Here is a 16,496-nt window from a genome sequence, read left to right on the forward strand (position 1 = left end):
GACCGAGGCGCGCAGCAAGGTCCCCGAGTCCTCGCGGCTGGGGCTTTGGACGTATTCGCCGTGGAACTATCGACCACGTATCGCCGAGCGGCTGGGGCTTTACAGATGTTCTCCGCGTTGACGACAATCTCGTATCGAGCAGTTCCACCCGAAATATCGACTAGCACACACGATCTGAGAGCTGATTCTCCAGTTCCGCTCTGAAATAAAACGATGTGAGAAGAGTTCGATGACACCCGCTGTCACAGAACGGTTCACCCACCGTATCGGGCCGCCAGTGAATCGGGTAGTGTAATGGATGTGATGTGAGGTGAGGTGAACCACGATATGCAGGCGTTTCCACTCAATAGAATATGTAGTAAATCTAATATAATTATTGTTAGGTAACTTTATGCTCTGAGACGTCGTAGTAGCATACGACTATGCCCCTATACATGGACGTTCACAGGAACGTCGGCGGCAGTGCTGAGGACGTCGCAGAGGCCCATAAAAAGGATCTCGAGACGCAAGAAAAACACGGAGTGAAATATCTGAGGTACTGGGTTGACGAGGACAAAGACGCTGTCTTCTGTCTGTTCGAGGGCCCCAGCAAAGAAGCGGGTGAGAAGGTACACCGTGAAGCCCACGGCCTCACCGCAGAGGAGATCTTCGAGGTCCAGCAGGGAGAGTGACCCACCCGCGGAGATAGACTCCGATTTCTCACGTCGTGACCGTAATTCGTACGCCGACGCCAACAGCGAATTCTCCAAATCACGGATGGAAACGATCCCGTGAGAACGATTCTATGACACCCTCGCGCGGCCGAAGAATATCGGTCGGGGTCGACGTGTGGATCTGACACGGGTCCACCCGGATCGCGCCGATCCCGGTTCCGCGGCTGACGGCCGCGATTCGATGGTGAGACGAGACGCCCCCGGCTTTCAGTCTCGGCGTCGCTTTCAGAGATGCGTCACACGCGCGTGACGCTGTTGCGGAGGGTGCCGATGTCCTCGAGGTCGATCGTGACTTCGTCGTCGGGTTCGAGGGTGAACCCTTCCTCGGGGACGAGCGCCGTCCCGGTGAGGAGGACCGCGAGCTCCGGCACCGAGTTGTGTCGCGTGTAGTACGAGACCAGCTCCTCGCACGTCCGCACCATCTCGCCGGTCGTCGTCGACTCGGCGTACATCGTCTCGCCGTCACGCGAGATGTCAATCTGCATCTCGAGGCTGTGCGGATCGCCGACGGTCGCCGACGAACTCACGTTGGGGCCGATCGAACAGCACCGATCGTAGACCTTGGCTTGCGGGAGGTACAGCGGGTTCTCCCCTTCGATCTCCCGACTACTCATGTCGTTTCCGATGGTGTACCCCACCGGGTCGCCGCGGTAGAGGACGATCCCCAGTTCGGGCTCGGGAACGTCCCACGTGGAGTCGGCGCGGATGCCGACGTCGTCGCCGGGGCCGACGGTGTGGTTGTCCGTCCCCTTGAAGAAGATCTCCGGCCGCTCGCCCTCGTAGACGTTGAGGTACATCTCCGGCATGCTGCTCTCCTGCTCTCGGGCCTCCTCGCTGATCTTGTAGGTCACGCCCGCGGCCCACACCTCGTCGGGGATGAGGGGTTGGAGCGGGGCGTCGAGGACAGACCGGTCGAGTTCCGGAGCGTCGTCGACGAGGCCGGCGGCGACGTCGTCGATACCGGTGCCGGTGACCGAGGCGACGCTCGCGAGGTCTCTGAACCGTTCGATGTCGTTGTGTGCGCTGGTGAGATCCCGAACCGCGGTATCGGTTTCCACAGCCAGACGTGGCTCACCCTCCGCATGGACAGCATAGTACCGCATCGTCTTTCCGTTCAAAAGAGGGAGTATTAATTCTATCGACGGCGGCGAGCGACTCCATCAGACCGAAAAGCCTCTAAACGCCGGTCGATAACGCTGTACCGATGCCGGAACCTAATCGTAACTACGTAAACGGAGAGTGGACGGTCGCCGAGACCAACGAGACGCTCGACGTCGTGAACCCGGCCCAGACGGGCGAGGTCGTCGCGAGGTACCAGAACTCCTCGCGGGCGGACGCGAACGAGGCCGTCGAGGCGGCGGCCGCGGCGGCCGACGACTGGGCGAACACTCCCGGGACCGAGCGAGGGGCGATCCTCCGTGACGCCGCGGGGTGGCTCGAGGAGCGCAAGGACGAACTCACCGAGCAGCTGGTTCGCGAGGAGGGGAAGACCCCGGCCGAGGCCGCGCCCGAGGTCCAGCGCGCCATCGACATCTTCTACTACTACTCGCAGAAGGCGTTCGACTTCGGCGGCACCGTGAAAGACGGCGGCGGATCGAAGCGGCGCATCTCGACCCGGAAGGAGCCGCTCGGCGTCGCCGGGCTCGTGACGCCGTGGAACTACCCGATCGCGATCCCCGCCTGGAAGCTGGCTCCGGCGATCGCCACCGGCAACACGGTCGTGCTCAAGCCGGCCAGTGCCGCGCCGGGCCCGGCACACGCGATCGTCACCGCCCTGGACGAGGCGGGGATCCCGGACGGCGTCGTGAACCTCGTCACCGGCCCCGGTAGCGAGGTCGGCGACGTCTTCACGACGCACCCGGACATCGACGCCGTCTCGTTCACCGGCAGTTCCGACACCGGGCAGTACGTCTACGACGCGGCGACGGACGACCGCAAGCGCATCCAGACCGAGATGGGCGGGAAGAACCCCACCGTCGTCACCGAGAGCGCGGACGTCGAGACCGCCGCCGACATCGTCGCCGCCGGCGCGTTCGGCGTCACCGGCCAGGCGTGTACCGCCACCTCGCGCGCATCGTGCACGAGGACCGGTACGAGGCGTTCGTCGACGCCGTCGTCGAGCGCGCGGAGGCGATCGAGGTCGGTCCGGGTCTCGACGGGGCGGACATGGGTCCGCAGGTCAACGCGGACGAGCTCGACTCGACGCTGGAGTACATCGACATCGCGCGCGAGGAGGGCGCCACCCTCGCAGCCGGCGGCGGCCGCCCCGACCTTGACGACGGGCACTACGTCGAACCGACGGTGTTCGCCGACGTGGACCCCGAGATGACCCTCGCACAGGAGGAGGTGTTCGGTCCGGTGTTGGCCGTCATCCCGGTCGCCGACTACGAGGAGGCGCTCTCGGTCGCCAACGGCGTCGAGTTCGGCCTCTCCGCGAGCATCGTCACCGACGACCACACCGAGGCTAACCACTTCGCGGACGAGATCGAGGCCGGCGTCGTGAAGATCAACGAGAAGACGACCGGGCTGGAGCTCCACGTTCCGTTCGGCGGTCTCAAGAACTCCTCCAGCAACACGTACCGCGAGCAGGGCGACGCCGGGCTGGAGTTCTTCACGACGACGAAGACGGTCTACGACAACTACTGATCGCCGGGTCACCGGCGACCGGTTCGTCTCGACTCCCCGCCGCTCGTTTCCGTCGTCTCGATTCTTTTCCGCCTCCCGCTCGTCGAGGCCACGGACGTCCTACTTGTCGAGCCACGGACGTCGGGATCGCGGCAGTGAGTTTGATGCGGAACGCTACTCGGTGACGAGCGCCGCCCGCGTGACCTCCCTGTTCGCCGAATCGCGCAGCGCGCCGTCGACGTCCGAGAGCGGATACGACGCGTCGACGAGCTCGTCGAACGGGTAGTCGTCGCCGTGCTTCGAGAGGAACCCGAGGGCGTCGTGGAGTCGCCAGGGGGCGTACCGCATCGTCGTCGTCACCTCGACCGACTTCCGCACCGCCAGCCCGGGGTCGATCGTCGCCTCCTTGCCGGGGATGATGTTCCCCATGACGAGGTACCGACCGCCCTTCCCGAGGAGGCGGAATCCCTCGTCGATGGCCGCCGGGACGCCGGTCACCTCGACGGCGACGTCCGCCCCGAGGCCGTCGGTCAGATCGTGGACGCGGTCACACCGCGCCTCGACCGTCTCGTACTCGGTGAGGTCGATAGTGTGGTCGGCGCCGAACTCCCGGGCGCGGTCGAGCCGTTGGGCGACGCCGTCGACGACGATCGTCTCCGCGCCGAGTTCGGTCGCGACCGCCGTCGCGTTCAGCCCCAGCCCGCCGGCGCCCTGGATCACGACGGTCTCGTCGAGCGTCAGGTCGACCTCGCCGAGCCCGTGAAGCACCTGCGAGAGCGCGCAGTTGGCCGCGGCCGCCGCCGTCTCGTCGACGTCCGAGGGCACCCGGTACGCGTACTGGTCGTCGTGGACGTAGTAGTGCGTCCCGAACGTGCCGTGGAAGTGCGGCCACTCGTCCGGCGACCGCGACCAGTACTTGTAGGCGTTCTCGCAGTACTCGGGATTCCCGCGCCCGCACTGGACGCACTCGCCGCACGTCGCGAAGTACGCGGGGACGATCAGGTCGCCCGGAGAGAGGGCGTTGCCGGCGCTGTCACGGACGTCGCCGCCGGTCTCGACCACGCGACACAGCGCCTCGTGGCCGAGGACGCCGTCGTCGATGTACGGGTGTTCGCCGCGCCAGATGTGGAGCTCGGACCCGCAGACGTTCGCGCGAACGATCTCCGCGAGCACGTCGCCGTCTGCCGGGGTGGGGAGCTCGTACTCTTTCAGCTGTACCGATTCGGGGCCGTCGAGGTATGTGACTCGTCCGGTCGTCATGGTTCTTGGTAGGTGTCGTCCGTCACTCACTCCTCGAACGTCGCGGCGAGGAAGCCGTCGTCGACCGTGAGTATCTCGCCGGTCGTGTACGACGCGGCGTCGCTCGCGAGGTAGACGGCCGCACCCGCGATCTCCTCGGGCTGGGCGAGCCGTCCGCCGGTCGTCCGAGATTTGATCGTCTCGTACCGCGGATCGCCGTCCGTGTAGACGCCGTCCGTCTGCTCGGTGAGGACGAACCCGGGACGGATCGCGTTGACCCGAATCTCGGGGCCGTACTCCTCGGCGGCGACGCGCGTGAACGCGTCGATGCCGCCCTTCGCCGTCGAGTACACCGCGAGGTTCGGGAGCGCCGCCTCGGCGGACGCAGAGGAGATGTTGATCACGGCGCCAGACTCCATCCGTTCCGCGAACAGCTTCGTCGCCTCGACGGGACCGCGAAGCTGGACGCTCATGACGGTCTCCCAGTCCTCGTCGGTGATCTCTGCGACGGGCGTCCGCGCGATGCTGCTCGGCGAGTTGACCAGGATATCGACGCCGCCGAACGCGTCGACCACCGCGTCGCGGAGCGCCGCGATCGACGCCGAGTCGGTCACGTCACAGGTCGCCTCGATCGTGTCGCCGCCCCGCTCGCGGATCTCCTCGGCGGTCGCCGCGACGCTCGACTCCGTCCGCGACGCGGCGACGACGTCGGCCCCCTCCTCGGCGAACCCGAGTGCGATCGCTCTGCCGATACCGCTCGTCCCGCCGATGACGACCGCCGTCTTGTCGGTGACGGTCACCGGCCGGTGTGTATACTCTAACGGCACGATCGAACGAAGCGGCGCCCGGACCATAATCTTTCCTCTGAGGGTCACGGCGGGAGGCGCGCGCGACGTCCCGCCGCTCACCAGGAGGTGATCGTCACGTCCCGGAGCGGCCGGTCGAGCGGCACGGACACCTGTCCGTCCGTGTAGTGAGAGATGTAGAGCGCGACGATGATCTCTAAGGATCGCTTGGCCTCTTCGCCCGTCGAGTGGTTCTCGGTCGTCCCCTCGAGGAGGTCCTCGACGTGGGTGGCGGCGTTCGCGAACGACCCCTTGTAGTCGTCTTCCCACGTCCACGCGCCCTCGATCCCGGGGAGGGGCCGCTCGACGTGCTCGCCGTCCTCCAGCGCCCAGTACCGCCACTCCCCGTCGTCGTTGTTCATGTACAGCTTCCCCTCGGAGCCGACGAAGCTCAACATCATCGACGACGGCTCCCGTGGAACCGTACAGTCGATCGTCGCGAACGTCCCGTCGTTCAGCACGACGAAGCCGCCGCCGCCGGCGTCGTCGACCTCCCTGTCGGCGTCGAGCGAGTCGACGGCCTCGTTCTCGCCGGTGATGTACCCGCTCACCCGCTCCGCGCGGGCGTCGAGCAGGTACACGAGCGTGTCGAGGAGGTGCGTGGAGTTCCGCAACAGCTCCATCCGGAACTGCGCGCTCACCGAGTGGACGTCGCCGAGGAGGTCGTCTTCCTGCACGTGGTCGTAGAGCGTGCGGAGCTTGTCGGTGAAGCGGAACGAGTGGTTGACGAGGAGTTCGGTGTCCGTCTCCGCACAGACGTCGATCATCTCCTCGGCGTCGGTCACGGAGGAGGCGATCGGTTTCTCACACCAGACGACGTCGGGGGCCGCGTCCGACCGGGCCGCGTCGACGACGTGAGTGTGGTGGAGGTACGAGGGGGTACACACGGAGACGACGTCGAGATCTTCGGCGTCGAGCATCGGCTCGTGACCGAGATACTGGCGGCTCTCGGGGATCTCCCACGCCTCGCCGAACCGCCGGAGGTTCTCCTCGTTGATGTCCGCGACGGCGACGAGTTCGATCTCCTCGGTGGCGTGGTAGCCGCCGGCGTGACTCGCGTCGATCTTCTCCGTACCGATGGCCTCCTCGTCGTGCATCCCGAGGATGCCCATCCCGGCGATGCCACCCGTCCCGATGATCCCCGCCCTGTACGTCATTCGTAGACGTGCGTGCTACCGGTCGCGTTCGCCTCGATGTACTCCCAGTCGTAGTCGACGCCGAGCCCCGGCCCCTCCGGGACGCTCACGCGACCGCGATCGTCGACGGTGTCGAGCGCGTCGGAGTAGTCGCCCTTGTACACCGGCGGGATCGGATTGTCGGCGTCGGGGTGGACGAGCGCGAGTTCGTAGTAGTTGGCGTTCCGCGTGGCCGCGAGACACTGGCGCTGGGCCGGGCCCGGGGCGTGGTACTCGACGTCGGTGCCGAACCCTTCGGCGACGCGGGCGATCTTCATCGCGCCGGTGATACCGGCGTCGTACTCGGGGTCGGCGCGCACGAAGTCGGTCCCGTCGTTGGCGACGAAGTCCGCGTGCGGCTCCAGCCCGCGGACGTGCTCGGTCTGGAGGATCGGCGTGTCGAGCCGCTCCGAGAGCTTGCGGTGTGCGTGCTGGGAGATCCCGGCGTCGCGGAACGGGTCCTCGTACCAGAAGTAGTCCTGCTCGTCACACGCCTTCCCGACCGTGATCGCGTCCCCGTACGTCTCGTACTCGCAGGCCGGGTCGAGCATCAGGTCCATCTCGTCGCCGACGCGCTCGCCGACGGCGTGGACGTTCGCCACCTCGCGGTCGATGTCGCGCGCGGCTTCGCTGCCGCCCCAGCCGTGGATCTTGAACCCCTCGTACCCCATGTCGAGACACTCCTCGGCGAAGTCGGCGAACGCCTCCGGGGAATCCAGCCCGCCGTTCTCGTCGCCGTGGAACGTCGACGCGTACGCCGGTAACTCCGTGCGATAGGTGCCGAGCAGTTCGTGAATCGGCGCGTCGTAGTACTTGCCGGCGAAGTCCCACAGGGCGATGTCGACCGGACCGATCCCCATCCGGTCGTACTTCCGCAGCGCGCGCTTGATCTCGGTCCAGTGTCGCTCGCGCGCGAGGGGATTCCGACCGATCAGGTAGTCGGCGAACATGTTGATCTGTGCCGCGCCGGGGGAGTTGCCGCCGACGTACTCGCCGGTGACCCCCACGTCGGTGTGGACCCGCAGGCCGAACAGCTTCCGCTCCATCGTCGAGCCGGGCTCGTACACGATGTTGAATCCCGACTCGTCGGTGCCAACGTCCTCGATCGGATAGGCGAATTCGATGCTCTCGATGCGTGTGATCTTCGGGCTCACGCTCCGTGGTTGCGAGGCATATTTAATAAAATCACCTGTCGAGCAGAGAACGTCCGGCGACGAGTCGCGTCGTCGTCCGGTTCGGCCGATCGGTACACATCAGAAACACCTAAGTGCGGACCGGTCGGCCGTTCTGATGATGCGTTTCGTCAGATACAGTTCCGGCGGTACCGGTTCGTGGGGCGTGCTCGTCGAGGGGCGGATTCACTCGCTGTCCGACGCCCCGATCGGCTCGCCGTCGTACGAGGACATCGCGACCGAGAGCTACCGAGAGCACGTACAACGGCTCGTCGAGGAGGGAGCACTGACGACGCTCGACGCCGAGGACGCGAACCTACTCACGCCGGTTCCAGACCCCGGGAAGATCGTCTGCGTCGGACTGAACTACCGCGACCACGCCGAAGAGGGCGACGAGGAGATCCCCGAGAAGCCGCTGTTGTTCGGGAAGGCCTCGACCGCCGTGACCGATCCCGGATCGCCGATCCGGCGTCCCCCGGAGCTCGAGGAAGTGGATTACGAGGTGGAACTCGGCGTCGTCATCGGGCGCCACACCCACCGCGTCGACGCGGCCGACGCCGAGGATTACGTCGCCGGCTACACCGTCGTCAACGACGTCAGCGGTCGCGATGCCCAGTTCGACGACGGACAGTTCTTCCGCGGGAAGAGCTACGACACGTTCGCACCCGCCGGTCCGGCTATCACGGCAGACGACGCGTTCGATCCCAACGCGACCGACGTCGCCCTCCGGGTCAACGGCGAGACCAAGCAGTCGTCGAACACCGAACAGTTCATCTTCGACGTCGACGAGCTCGTCGAGTACATCAGTCACGCGATGACGCTCGAGCCGGGCGACGTCATCTCGACCGGCACGCCCGGCGGCGTCGGCGTCTTCCGCGACCCGCCGGACCTGCTCGAGAGCGGCGACGTCGTCGAGGCCGAGATAGAGGGAATCGGAACGCTCACCAACCCGGTCGTCGACGGCTAGCGCGTCGCGGTCCGCCCGATCGAAGCGGAACCATGCGAGCCGTCTTCGACGTCTCCGAACTCCGGAACTGTCGCCGTTTTATTCGCTATAAGAGAACGTGAGACCACCGACAGTCGTGACGAAATCGACGTGTACCGAATCGCCGATACCGGCATAGCGGTCCGAGTGTGCGCGTACGAGAGTCCCTAACGTGTGGCAGCCGTACGTCGAACGCGCTCGTAATCGAGGATGGAATACAGAACGAACGCTCAGTAGTTCATGTTGAGTTCGATGACGTTCGCAGCGCTCAGCACCCGTTCTGCGGGCTCGGCGTGGAGGTCATCGTCGCTGAAGCGGCTCGCCGGCGCGGAGACGCTCACCGAACCGAGCACCGCTCCGGACGAGCGCTTGACGGGCGCGGCGATACACCGCAGCCCCTCGACACGCTCGCCGTCGTCGATGGCGTACCCGCGTTCCCGGACCTCGTCGAGTGCGTCGAACAGCTCCGCTCGCGTGTCAATGCTCTGTGGTGTTTTCCGTTCTAACCCGTGTCGCTCGACGATCGCCTCGACGCGCTCCTCGGAGAGGTGCGCGAGGATCGCCTTTCCGAGCGCGGTCGTGTGCAGGTGCGTTCGCATCCCTGCGTACGTGTCGATATCGACCGCCATGTCGCCTTTCGACCGCATGAGGTAGACGCCCAGCCCCTGTTCTTCGACCATGAGATTGGCTAGTTCGCCGGTATCGGCGGCCAGTGACTTCACTTCCGGCTCTGCGACCTGATAGAACTCCGTCGACTTTCGCACGTGACCGCCGATGTCGAGGAACTTCAGTCCGAGCTGATACTCGTCGCCCCGCTTCAACACGTATCCGCGTTCCTGCAGGGTCGTGAGATGATTGTGAACGGCGCTTTTCCCCATGTCGAGTTCCGCAGCCAACTCGGTCACCCCGCACGACCCCTGACCCATCAGCTCCTCGACGAGAGTGAGCGTCTTCTCGGTCGTCTGTACTGGGTGTTTGGCATTCACACTCGACACCCTGCATTCGTTCCTGATAAGCGTTCTGGTTTACAGAACGAGACGAGTCAGATCGGGATCGAAGAGCGAGGCATGGCGAGTTTCAGCGGGTCGGTGGGAAGATAGCTCGCCTCGGCGGAGGATCGACCCCGTCGAGTGAGCGTTTGTCGGACCAGCGGCGACACCGAAACGAGCGAAGCTCGGTATTCGACTCCCGGTTATATACCTATCAAAATAAAATACAAATATGAATTCTAATGTATTAGTTTATTTAAATGTTTAGGAGGTAACATATTTTGGGTTGCTGTGGTCAGCACACATCAACCCTAGTTCGATCTATGAGAGTAAAACAACGATTTGACTAATCAAACATACTTAGCATCCTCCACGTAACTTACTGCTGTGCCTGATCAGGTCCCCCGTGGAGTCTTCGCTCTCTCGATAGCTGCTGGTATCTGTTGGATCGTTCGGCTACTACGTCCTCACATCTGGGATATTATAGAGTTGTTTGGTGGCCTTGAACGCCTCATCGTTGGGCTTTTTATGATCATCGCGATCGAGTATTCTGGTGAGGTTCTCGTAGCCGTTCTCGTTTTTCGTCTGTTCTGGATGGTTCTTCGGGGAGATCGTTCGTTTCACCAGTTGGAACGAGGGACCCAGATCGGTGTCCTTGCCGGTTTAGCGTTCCTGATCTTGACGCCTTTTAGCTCTAGTATGTTCTACTACCTCGTCCCGCACCCGGATTCTAGACCGGTAACCACTATACTATACATCAGTCGCAACGTCTCCGTCGCTCTTCTCATTGGATGCCTTATACTTCCACGAGTCACCTCTGAATTCTCATCTTCCTCGTGATTTTCGAACGACAACGTCGATTCCATCTGATCCTATCAAATATCTTGAAGATCAGTGGCCTATAACTCATTCATCAAATCGATCGTTGGGCAATAAGCACTCCTCAGCGACCGGCTGTGTCAGACGAGAATATGTGTGAAGAAGAGGATTTCAACAGAACCAATCTGTTTGGTGTCAAACGATCTCGATCGCTCATCCATCATTGGCTTCAACGGATAGACCTACGACCGACTGAGAGCACGTGTCCGAATCACGGTTGATGGCACCGTGAACCATACGACGACCAGCACTACTGCTGCGTCACCGTCCCGGACAGAGACGAATCCACCACGCCACGCTCGGAATAGGACGACTCCAGTCTTTGGAGACCTTTCGCCAAGTACCCCGCAAGAACGACCACGCCGAAGACACTGTCTCTCTCGTCGGTGGTCCCCAATGGCTTCGAGAAGCCTGTCGACGACACGGACTCTACGCCAACACGAAACACACGGGAACCGAACTGCTATTCAAAACCTATTCGAATAAACAAAAATTCGAACCAAACAGGTTACTTCTATGTAGACTCCCGATCCAGACACTGCCGAGACACCGCTTCTCGCTCATCCTATCTACCGAACTCACCGGTCGTCGGGGCGATCATTGTCTCCGCGTGGCATGGGCTCCGCGTGGTATCGACGCGGCACGTGGCGCGAGCGTGACCTGTCCGAACCCATCCCGACCTCGATGAAAGTAGTGTTGATACGCCAGCAGGTGATGGGTGAGATCGATGGCTGATTCAGACTCAGTCTACTCACCACAGATCGAGCGTCACCTGGAGGGGGTGCTCACTGACGCGGACGACGTCGGATTACCCCTCGTCCGCGAGGTACTGCAGGAGTCTCACGACGGGTGGTACGGGCAGTTGGTGGTGAGCGTGTACGATTCGCTGTCGGATCGTCGCGACCCCGAGACCGCCTCTCCTGTTGCCGCAGCGATCGAACTACTCCGGGGATACGTTCGTCTCAGAAGTCGGCTGCTCGTCACGATCACGGACAAACACGGGCACTCACTCACGCTGGATCCGGCATCGGCGCTGCTGGCCGGAGATTACCTGTACACGACGGCGTTCTCGTCGCTCCGTTCAGTGCCGGATACCGCGTTGAACAGCTGTTTCGAGAGAATGACGACGGTTCTCGAGACCATCACCGAGGCGTTTGCCCGCACCTACACCTCGGCCGGCTCGACAGCGTACGACCAATCGAGGTTCATAGACGAGACGGCCGGGAGCCTCGGTGGAGGCGCTGCCGTCCTCGGAGCAACGATCGCCGGTCTCGACGAGCCGGATCGCCGGCACTTCGAACGACTCGGACGGGGGCTCAGTACCGCACGGGAGATCAATCGCGTTCTCGATACAGATCCGGACGCGGCGATGGTCGTGCCACCCACACGCGACGAGCCAGAGCTCCGTATGCACGCCGAACGGCGACGAGACGACGCTGAGCAGGCTCTCGACGCCCTGTCAGAGACCGCAGACCTGTCGCGTCTGCGAGCGTTCGCCGAGGCGACTGCACCGAGACGGGACTGAGGAACTCACGGACGCGTGGCCGGTCTCCTGCGTGCAACCGCAAAACAAGAGCGGGAGTCATCACTCCGTCCAGACTCGCATTCTCACTTGATCGATGATAGTGCCGGAGACGTAGCCGACCGTTCCGATGATGATCGCAAGCGGGAGTCCGAACGTGAGACTCGTTTCGAGTCCGCCGAGTAATTCGGCGCGGGCAGACCCGTACGCAAATCCGAGCATTCTCGGGTGGGTGTATCGACCTCCGCCCGTCCACTCACCGCCGAGATAGCCGACGAGTGGTGGGAAGACGTACCCCCAGAAAGCGATCAGCCACAGTGAGCCGACGGTCGGCACGAGACCCGCGCCGACGACCCCCGCACCGACGGCAATTCCGAGAGCGATCACGAGCCACCCCCAGAACTCGTAGAGACCGACGCTCAGTCCGAGCACGAACGCGACCGATGCGAACCCGACGAGGGTAACAACTGCGGCGACAATCGTCCGACGCGGGCGACGGTCACCGGTGAGGTGCTGCCAGACCCGACTCCCATCGAACCGACTCATACCTGCCAGTTGGATGGTTCATCAGTAATCCCTTTGGGGAGAGCGCAGGCCGGTGCAGGTCATCGTCCGTCGACCAACGGGCGACGACCGCCGAGACGCGACTGCTTCGCAGGCCGTGTGATCGACACGGCTGCCCGCTGATTAACAATTTATTCCGTAGTTATTACTAATTTTTGGTTATATATGCCGCATTAATAGCAGCTATTTTAATAAAACGAGAGCGTCAAGGGTGAACCAAAATGACCGAACGCGACTCCGATCGCACCCACGATGGGTCGCGTGACGATCACGGTCACGGCCACGGCGACGATCACGGCCACGGACACGGGGGATCGTCGACGAGCAGTCGGAAGCTGGCCGCCGTCGCGGTCATCAATCTCCTCGGATTCGTCGTCGAACTCGCCGGGGGGCTGCTGTTCGGCTCGGTCGCGCTGCTGAGCGACGCGTTCCATATGCTGTTCGACGCGCTGGCGTACGTGATGGCGTTCGCCGCCGCCCGCGTCGCCGATCGCTACGGCGAGAACGGCCGCTGGTCGTACGGGCTCCATCGCCTCGAACCGCTCGCAGCCTTCCTCAACGGCCTGCTGCTGTTGCCGATGGTGGGGTACATCCTCTGGGAGTCCTACCAACGGTTCCTCGACCCCGTGGCCATCGGCACCGGCCCGACGCTCGCCATCGCGACGGGCGGCCTGCTCGTCAACGTCGGCTCCGTGTACATCCTGCAGGGCGGCGAGATGAGCCTCAACGAGCGCGGCGCGTTCTACCACCTCCTCGGCGACGCCGGCAGCTCGATCGCCGTCATCATCTCCACGATCATCGTCGGGACGACCGATCTCCGGGTCGTCGACCCGATCGTCGCGGGGCTGATCGCCGTCGTCATCACGTGGTCGGCGGCGAAGGTGTTGCGCGGCAGCGGGGCGATATTCCTGCTCCGGATGCCGTTCGATCGGGACGAGGTGCGGGCCGCCCTCCACGAGATCGACGGCGTGGTCACGGTGGACGACCTCCACGCGTGGCAGATCTGTAGCCAGATCACCGTAGCCACCACGCACGTCGAGACCAGCGCCGAGACCATGGCCGAGGCCGAGGCGGTGACTCGCCGCGTCCACGAGGCGCTCGCCCGCCACGGCGTCGACCACGCCACTGTCGAACTGTGTCCCGGCTACGGCGACCGCGACGTGCACCTAGACGACCACGCCCACTGACGACGGGAGGGGGATCTCGTCCGTCGGTTCCACGGTTCGAAGCTCCAGACGAGAGTGCGGTGCGTACCGCCCCGAGCGGTCGCGGACGAGAGCTATCTCGCTGCCCGTCCGGAGCGAACGGCGAGCCAAATTTTAACAGTCGCACGGGACAAAGGTCGGGACTGGAACATGAGCGAAGACGACGGCGCGTCCGAGGCCCTGCGGCGCGTGAGAGAGTCGTTCGAGAATGCCGCCGACGAGGCGGAGGAGATGAGCGAGAACGCGAAACGAGAAGTTCGCGACGCGATAGACGACCTCGAACGGCGAATCGACACGCTTCGGGACCGCGACTGACTCTATTCGGGGTACGCTATCTCGCTCCAGATCCCGCGTCCGAGTCCGCCGACGCCGACGAGAACGAGCGCAGACCCGATCACCCACGGGAGCGATCCCACCGGCGAGAGAGCCGCGCTCCAGAGCCCGGCAACGAGCGCGATGCCGCCGCCGACGATCAGTCGAACGAATCGCTCCGCGTCCCTCGCTCGCTGGAGGTGTCGTTCGATCGACCGGACGGGCTGGCCCATGTCGAGACGGTGCCGCTCGAGACGGGTTAACGTACCGCTCCCGGAGCGAGCCGAGAGAGGCGCAATTCCAGAGGAAGGTGACTGAAAAGATGAGCCATCCAGCGTTCGTCTACGACGACGACTGCGGATTCTGCACCTGGTGGGCCGAATTCTTCGACGCGCACACCGACGTTCGCCTCGTCGGCTTCTCCGAGGTGGGCCCACAGATCCGCGATCGACTGCCCGACGACTACGAGGCGTGTTCGCACGTGGTGACCGACGAGACGGTGTACTCCTGTGGCGCGTCGATCGAGGAGGCGCTGCTCAGGACCGGGCTTGGATCGGTCGCCCGGCCCGTGGTCGAATCGCTTCGGAGGCTCGAGGGATACCGGAACCTCCGCGAGTGGGGGTATCGGCGAGGCGCCCACAACCGGGCCTTCCTGGGAAACCTGGTCGCGAAGACGCCGCCGACGAAACGAGCCGACGACGAGTGAGAGCGCCGAGTCGTCGCGTTCCGTTTCGTCGCGCTGCCCCCGTCAGCGAACGAGCGATCGACGGCCGACGCCGCCGGTTCGGAGTTCTTCGAGCGAGACCGGCCCGACGTACGTGCCGACTCGTTCGCGGTCCCACCACCGCCCGGTTTCGGCCCGTTCGTCGGGCGTCGTGAACCGGTAGCGATAGCGGAGAACCCGTATCCGTTCGGGAGGATCGTCGGGGAACGGATCGGTTCGGAGAAGCGAGAGCGTGTCCGCGCCGTTCTCCAAGAGCGCCTCGAGGAAGGCACCGAACCACCGCTGACGGGGACCCGGACGGGGTTGCATCGCGGCGAACCACAGCTGCCAGTCCAGCCGGAGGTGGTACGGCGCCCACTGAGGCGGGCGCTCGTCCGTTCGTACGGGCTGGCCCTCGAACTCGTACTCCCGCCAGTCGTGCGCGGAGGGATTCTCGGCGTCGGTCCCCTCGACGACGAGCTGGTAGCGCTCCCTCGTGATCGACCCGAACGCCCCGTAGGTGTTGACGAGGTGGAGCGGGTCGAACGACGTGTTCATCACCTGCGTCGGCGAGATCATGTTCGCGACGGGACGGACGCTCATGGCGATCACGAGGAGCGCGACGAGGAGCGACAGCGCCGTCAGGGCGGGCGGCGCCGACGCGGTCGCCGGAGCCGTGACCGGAACGACCGATCGGAGCACCCCGTCGCTAAACGTCGCGACCGCCTGGACGATCGTGAGCGCGTTCAGCCACGAGAAGTTCCCGGTCACCATCAGCCACGCCTGGAACCCGATCGTCGCCAGTCCGCCCGCGGCGGCGAACGGCTGCGGAGCGAAGTAGAGGAACGGCACCGCGAGTTCGACGACGTGGTTCCCGAGGACCTCGACGCGGTGGAACCGGTCGGGAAGGTGGTGCGCGAACCAGCTCAGCGGGTTGGGCATCGGCTGCGTCTCGTAGTGGTGATCGAGGCAGGTGAGGTCGCGCCAGCAGTCGTCGCCGCGGATCTTGATCAGCCCCGCACCGAACATGTTGCGAAAGAGGACCCACTTGAGCAGCCAGACGATCACGACCGGCGGCTGACTGGACCCGGCGCCGAGGAATATCGCCAGGAAGCCCGTCTCCAAGAGCATCGACTCCCACCCGTACCCGTAGAATATTCGTCCGGCGTTGACGAACGACTGGTACAGGGCCCACATCGCCGCCCACACGAGCATCGACGCCGGCAGGGCGTACGGCTCGGGGAGCCAGTACGGCCCGGCGAGAAGCGCCGCGAGAGCGAGGCCGACGCCGGTCCAGGCCGCGATTCCGACGGCGCGGTCGTCGGGGACGAAGTAGAAGAGGCTGGGGCGTTCTCGGAACGACGCGCTCTCGACGTACTCGTCGAGAGGAAGCAGTCCGTCCTCGCCCGCGAGGGGGCGGAACTGGTTCGCCGCGACGAGGAAGGCCAGCAGGTAGATCAGCGCCAGCCCGCGCTGGATGACGAACCGAACCAGCCAGTAGTCCTCCATCCACGGCAGCATATCCTCCCGTAGCTCACGGAACGGACAAATGCGTGACGCGCCACTGG

At 64.2% G+C, this 16,496-nt stretch carries 16 protein-coding genes and 1 pseudogene; 7 read left to right on the forward strand and 10 right to left on the reverse strand.

The genetic code is table 11. The annotated features are described in order from the left end of the window. Positions 1–434: 434 nt before the first annotated feature. Entirely contained in the window at positions 435–671 is a 237-nt protein-coding gene (locus tag GJ633_RS03115; protein WP_231741212.1) for a DUF4242 domain-containing protein, read from the forward strand. 278 nt (positions 672–949) lie between these two features. On the opposite strand, the gene GJ633_RS03120 is transcribed toward GJ633_RS03115, so the two are convergent. Then, positions 950–1,816, reverse strand: coding sequence for a fumarylacetoacetate hydrolase family protein (locus tag GJ633_RS03120; protein ID WP_156587071.1), 867 nt, complete (start codon positions 1,814–1,816; stop codon positions 950–952). A gap of 101 nt (positions 1,817–1,917) precedes the next feature. On the opposite strand from GJ633_RS03120, the pseudogene GJ633_RS03125 reads away from it, so the two are divergent. Then, positions 1,918–3,359: pseudogene (locus GJ633_RS03125) on the forward strand (aldehyde dehydrogenase family protein). Between the two features lie 153 nt (positions 3,360–3,512). On the opposite strand, the gene GJ633_RS03130 reads toward GJ633_RS03125, so the two are convergent. From GJ633_RS03130 to GJ633_RS03145, 4 genes are all read right to left on the reverse strand, one after another. After that, positions 3,513–4,598 (reverse strand): zinc-binding dehydrogenase, encoded by a 1,086-nt coding sequence (locus GJ633_RS03130; protein ID WP_156587073.1) that lies wholly within the window; start codon positions 4,596–4,598, stop codon positions 3,513–3,515. 26 nt (positions 4,599–4,624) lie between these two features. After that, entirely contained in the window at positions 4,625–5,404 is a 780-nt protein-coding gene (locus tag GJ633_RS03135; protein WP_321168884.1) for an SDR family oxidoreductase, read from the reverse strand. 77 nt (positions 5,405–5,481) lie between these two features. Then, positions 5,482–6,579 (reverse strand): Gfo/Idh/MocA family protein, encoded by a 1,098-nt coding sequence (locus tag GJ633_RS03140; RefSeq protein WP_156587077.1) that lies wholly within the window; start codon positions 6,577–6,579, stop codon positions 5,482–5,484. After that, entirely contained in the window at positions 6,576–7,751 is a 1,176-nt protein-coding gene (locus GJ633_RS03145; protein WP_321168885.1) for an enolase C-terminal domain-like protein, read from the reverse strand. The genes GJ633_RS03140 and GJ633_RS03145 overlap by 4 nt, the downstream gene beginning before the upstream one ends. 139 nt (positions 7,752–7,890) lie before the next feature. Here GJ633_RS03145 and GJ633_RS03150 point away from each other — a divergent pair, with 139 nt between their 5' ends. Next, on the forward strand, positions 7,891–8,736 hold the full coding sequence (locus GJ633_RS03150; RefSeq protein WP_156587079.1) for a fumarylacetoacetate hydrolase family protein: 846 nt from the start codon (positions 7,891–7,893) through the stop codon (positions 8,734–8,736). Between the two features lie 248 nt (positions 8,737–8,984). On the opposite strand, the gene GJ633_RS03155 is transcribed toward GJ633_RS03150, so the two are convergent. Together GJ633_RS03155 and GJ633_RS03160 are read right to left on the reverse strand one after the other, a co-directional pair. Next, positions 8,985–9,740, reverse strand: coding sequence for an IclR family transcriptional regulator (locus tag GJ633_RS03155; protein WP_321168886.1), 756 nt, complete (start codon positions 9,738–9,740; stop codon positions 8,985–8,987). 462 nt (positions 9,741–10,202) lie between these two features. Then, positions 10,203–10,367 (reverse strand): hypothetical protein, encoded by a 165-nt coding sequence (locus tag GJ633_RS03160; protein WP_156587081.1) that lies wholly within the window; start codon positions 10,365–10,367, stop codon positions 10,203–10,205. 982 nt (positions 10,368–11,349) lie between these two features. Between GJ633_RS03160 and GJ633_RS03165 the strand changes: the two genes are divergently transcribed. Further along, on the forward strand, positions 11,350–12,147 hold the full coding sequence (locus tag GJ633_RS03165; protein ID WP_156587083.1) for a polyprenyl synthetase: 798 nt from the start codon (positions 11,350–11,352) through the stop codon (positions 12,145–12,147). A gap of 60 nt (positions 12,148–12,207) precedes the next feature. Here the strand turns inward: GJ633_RS03165 and GJ633_RS03170 are convergent, their stop codons facing one another. Beyond that, complete coding sequence (locus tag GJ633_RS03170; RefSeq protein ID WP_156587084.1) at positions 12,208–12,690, reverse strand: hypothetical protein; 483 nt, start codon at positions 12,688–12,690, stop codon at positions 12,208–12,210. Positions 12,691–12,929: 239 nt separating this feature from the next. Between GJ633_RS03170 and GJ633_RS03175 the strand changes: the two genes are divergently transcribed. Both GJ633_RS03175 and GJ633_RS16945 read left to right on the forward strand, forming a co-directional pair. Continuing rightward, on the forward strand, positions 12,930–13,895 hold the full coding sequence (locus GJ633_RS03175) for a cation diffusion facilitator family transporter (RefSeq protein WP_156587086.1): 966 nt from the start codon (positions 12,930–12,932) through the stop codon (positions 13,893–13,895). Positions 13,896–14,063: 168 nt separating this feature from the next. Continuing rightward, the gene (locus GJ633_RS16945; RefSeq protein ID WP_197431207.1) at positions 14,064–14,228 is read left to right on the forward strand and encodes a hypothetical protein; all 165 of its coding nucleotides are present in this window, start codon (positions 14,064–14,066) and stop codon (positions 14,226–14,228) included. 2 nt (positions 14,229–14,230) lie between these two features. Here the strand turns inward: GJ633_RS16945 and GJ633_RS03180 are convergent, their stop codons facing one another. Next, positions 14,231–14,458, reverse strand: coding sequence for a hypothetical protein (locus GJ633_RS03180; RefSeq protein ID WP_156587087.1), 228 nt, complete (start codon positions 14,456–14,458; stop codon positions 14,231–14,233). An 89-nt stretch (positions 14,459–14,547) separates the two neighbouring features. On the opposite strand from GJ633_RS03180, the gene GJ633_RS03185 reads away from it, so the two are divergent. Continuing rightward, on the forward strand, positions 14,548–14,931 hold the full coding sequence (locus GJ633_RS03185; RefSeq protein WP_156587089.1) for a DCC1-like thiol-disulfide oxidoreductase family protein: 384 nt from the start codon (positions 14,548–14,550) through the stop codon (positions 14,929–14,931). Between the two features lie 42 nt (positions 14,932–14,973). Here GJ633_RS03185 and GJ633_RS03190 read toward each other — a convergent pair whose 3' ends face one another. Beyond that, complete coding sequence (locus GJ633_RS03190; RefSeq protein WP_197431208.1) at positions 14,974–16,449, reverse strand: lipase maturation factor family protein; 1,476 nt, start codon at positions 16,447–16,449, stop codon at positions 14,974–14,976. Positions 16,450–16,496: the final 47 nt, after the last annotated feature.

Origin of the sequence: Halorubrum sp. CBA1125, assembly GCF_009742825.1 — an archaeon.
Classification (GTDB): Archaea; Halobacteriota; Halobacteria; order Halobacteriales; family Haloferacaceae; genus Halorubrum.

Excerpts from the sequence above, each read along its gene's own strand:
- GJ633_RS03115 (WP_231741212.1), top strand. The coding sequence starts at position 435 with ATGGACGTTCACAGGAACGTCGGCGGCAGTGCTGAGGACGTCGCAGAG.
- GJ633_RS03120 (WP_156587071.1), bottom strand. The coding sequence starts at position 1,816 with ATGCGGTACTATGCTGTCCATGCGGAGGGTGAGCCACGTCTGGCTGTG.
- GJ633_RS03130 (WP_156587073.1), bottom strand. The coding sequence starts at position 4,598 with ATGACGACCGGACGAGTCACATACCTCGACGGCCCCGAATCGGTACAG.
- GJ633_RS03140 (WP_156587077.1), bottom strand. The coding sequence starts at position 6,579 with ATGACGTACAGGGCGGGGATCATCGGGACGGGTGGCATCGCCGGGATG.
- GJ633_RS03150 (WP_156587079.1), top strand. The coding sequence starts at position 7,891 with ATGCGTTTCGTCAGATACAGTTCCGGCGGTACCGGTTCGTGGGGCGTG.
- GJ633_RS03165 (WP_156587083.1), top strand. The coding sequence starts at position 11,350 with ATGGCTGATTCAGACTCAGTCTACTCACCACAGATCGAGCGTCACCTG.
- GJ633_RS03170 (WP_156587084.1), bottom strand. The coding sequence starts at position 12,690 with ATGAGTCGGTTCGATGGGAGTCGGGTCTGGCAGCACCTCACCGGTGAC.
- GJ633_RS03175 (WP_156587086.1), top strand. The coding sequence starts at position 12,930 with ATGACCGAACGCGACTCCGATCGCACCCACGATGGGTCGCGTGACGAT.
- GJ633_RS16945 (WP_197431207.1), top strand. The coding sequence starts at position 14,064 with ATGAGCGAAGACGACGGCGCGTCCGAGGCCCTGCGGCGCGTGAGAGAG.
- GJ633_RS03180 (WP_156587087.1), bottom strand. The coding sequence starts at position 14,458 with ATGGGCCAGCCCGTCCGGTCGATCGAACGACACCTCCAGCGAGCGAGG.
- GJ633_RS03185 (WP_156587089.1), top strand. The coding sequence starts at position 14,548 with ATGAGCCATCCAGCGTTCGTCTACGACGACGACTGCGGATTCTGCACC.
- GJ633_RS03190 (WP_197431208.1), bottom strand. The coding sequence starts at position 16,449 with ATGCTGCCGTGGATGGAGGACTACTGGCTGGTTCGGTTCGTCATCCAG.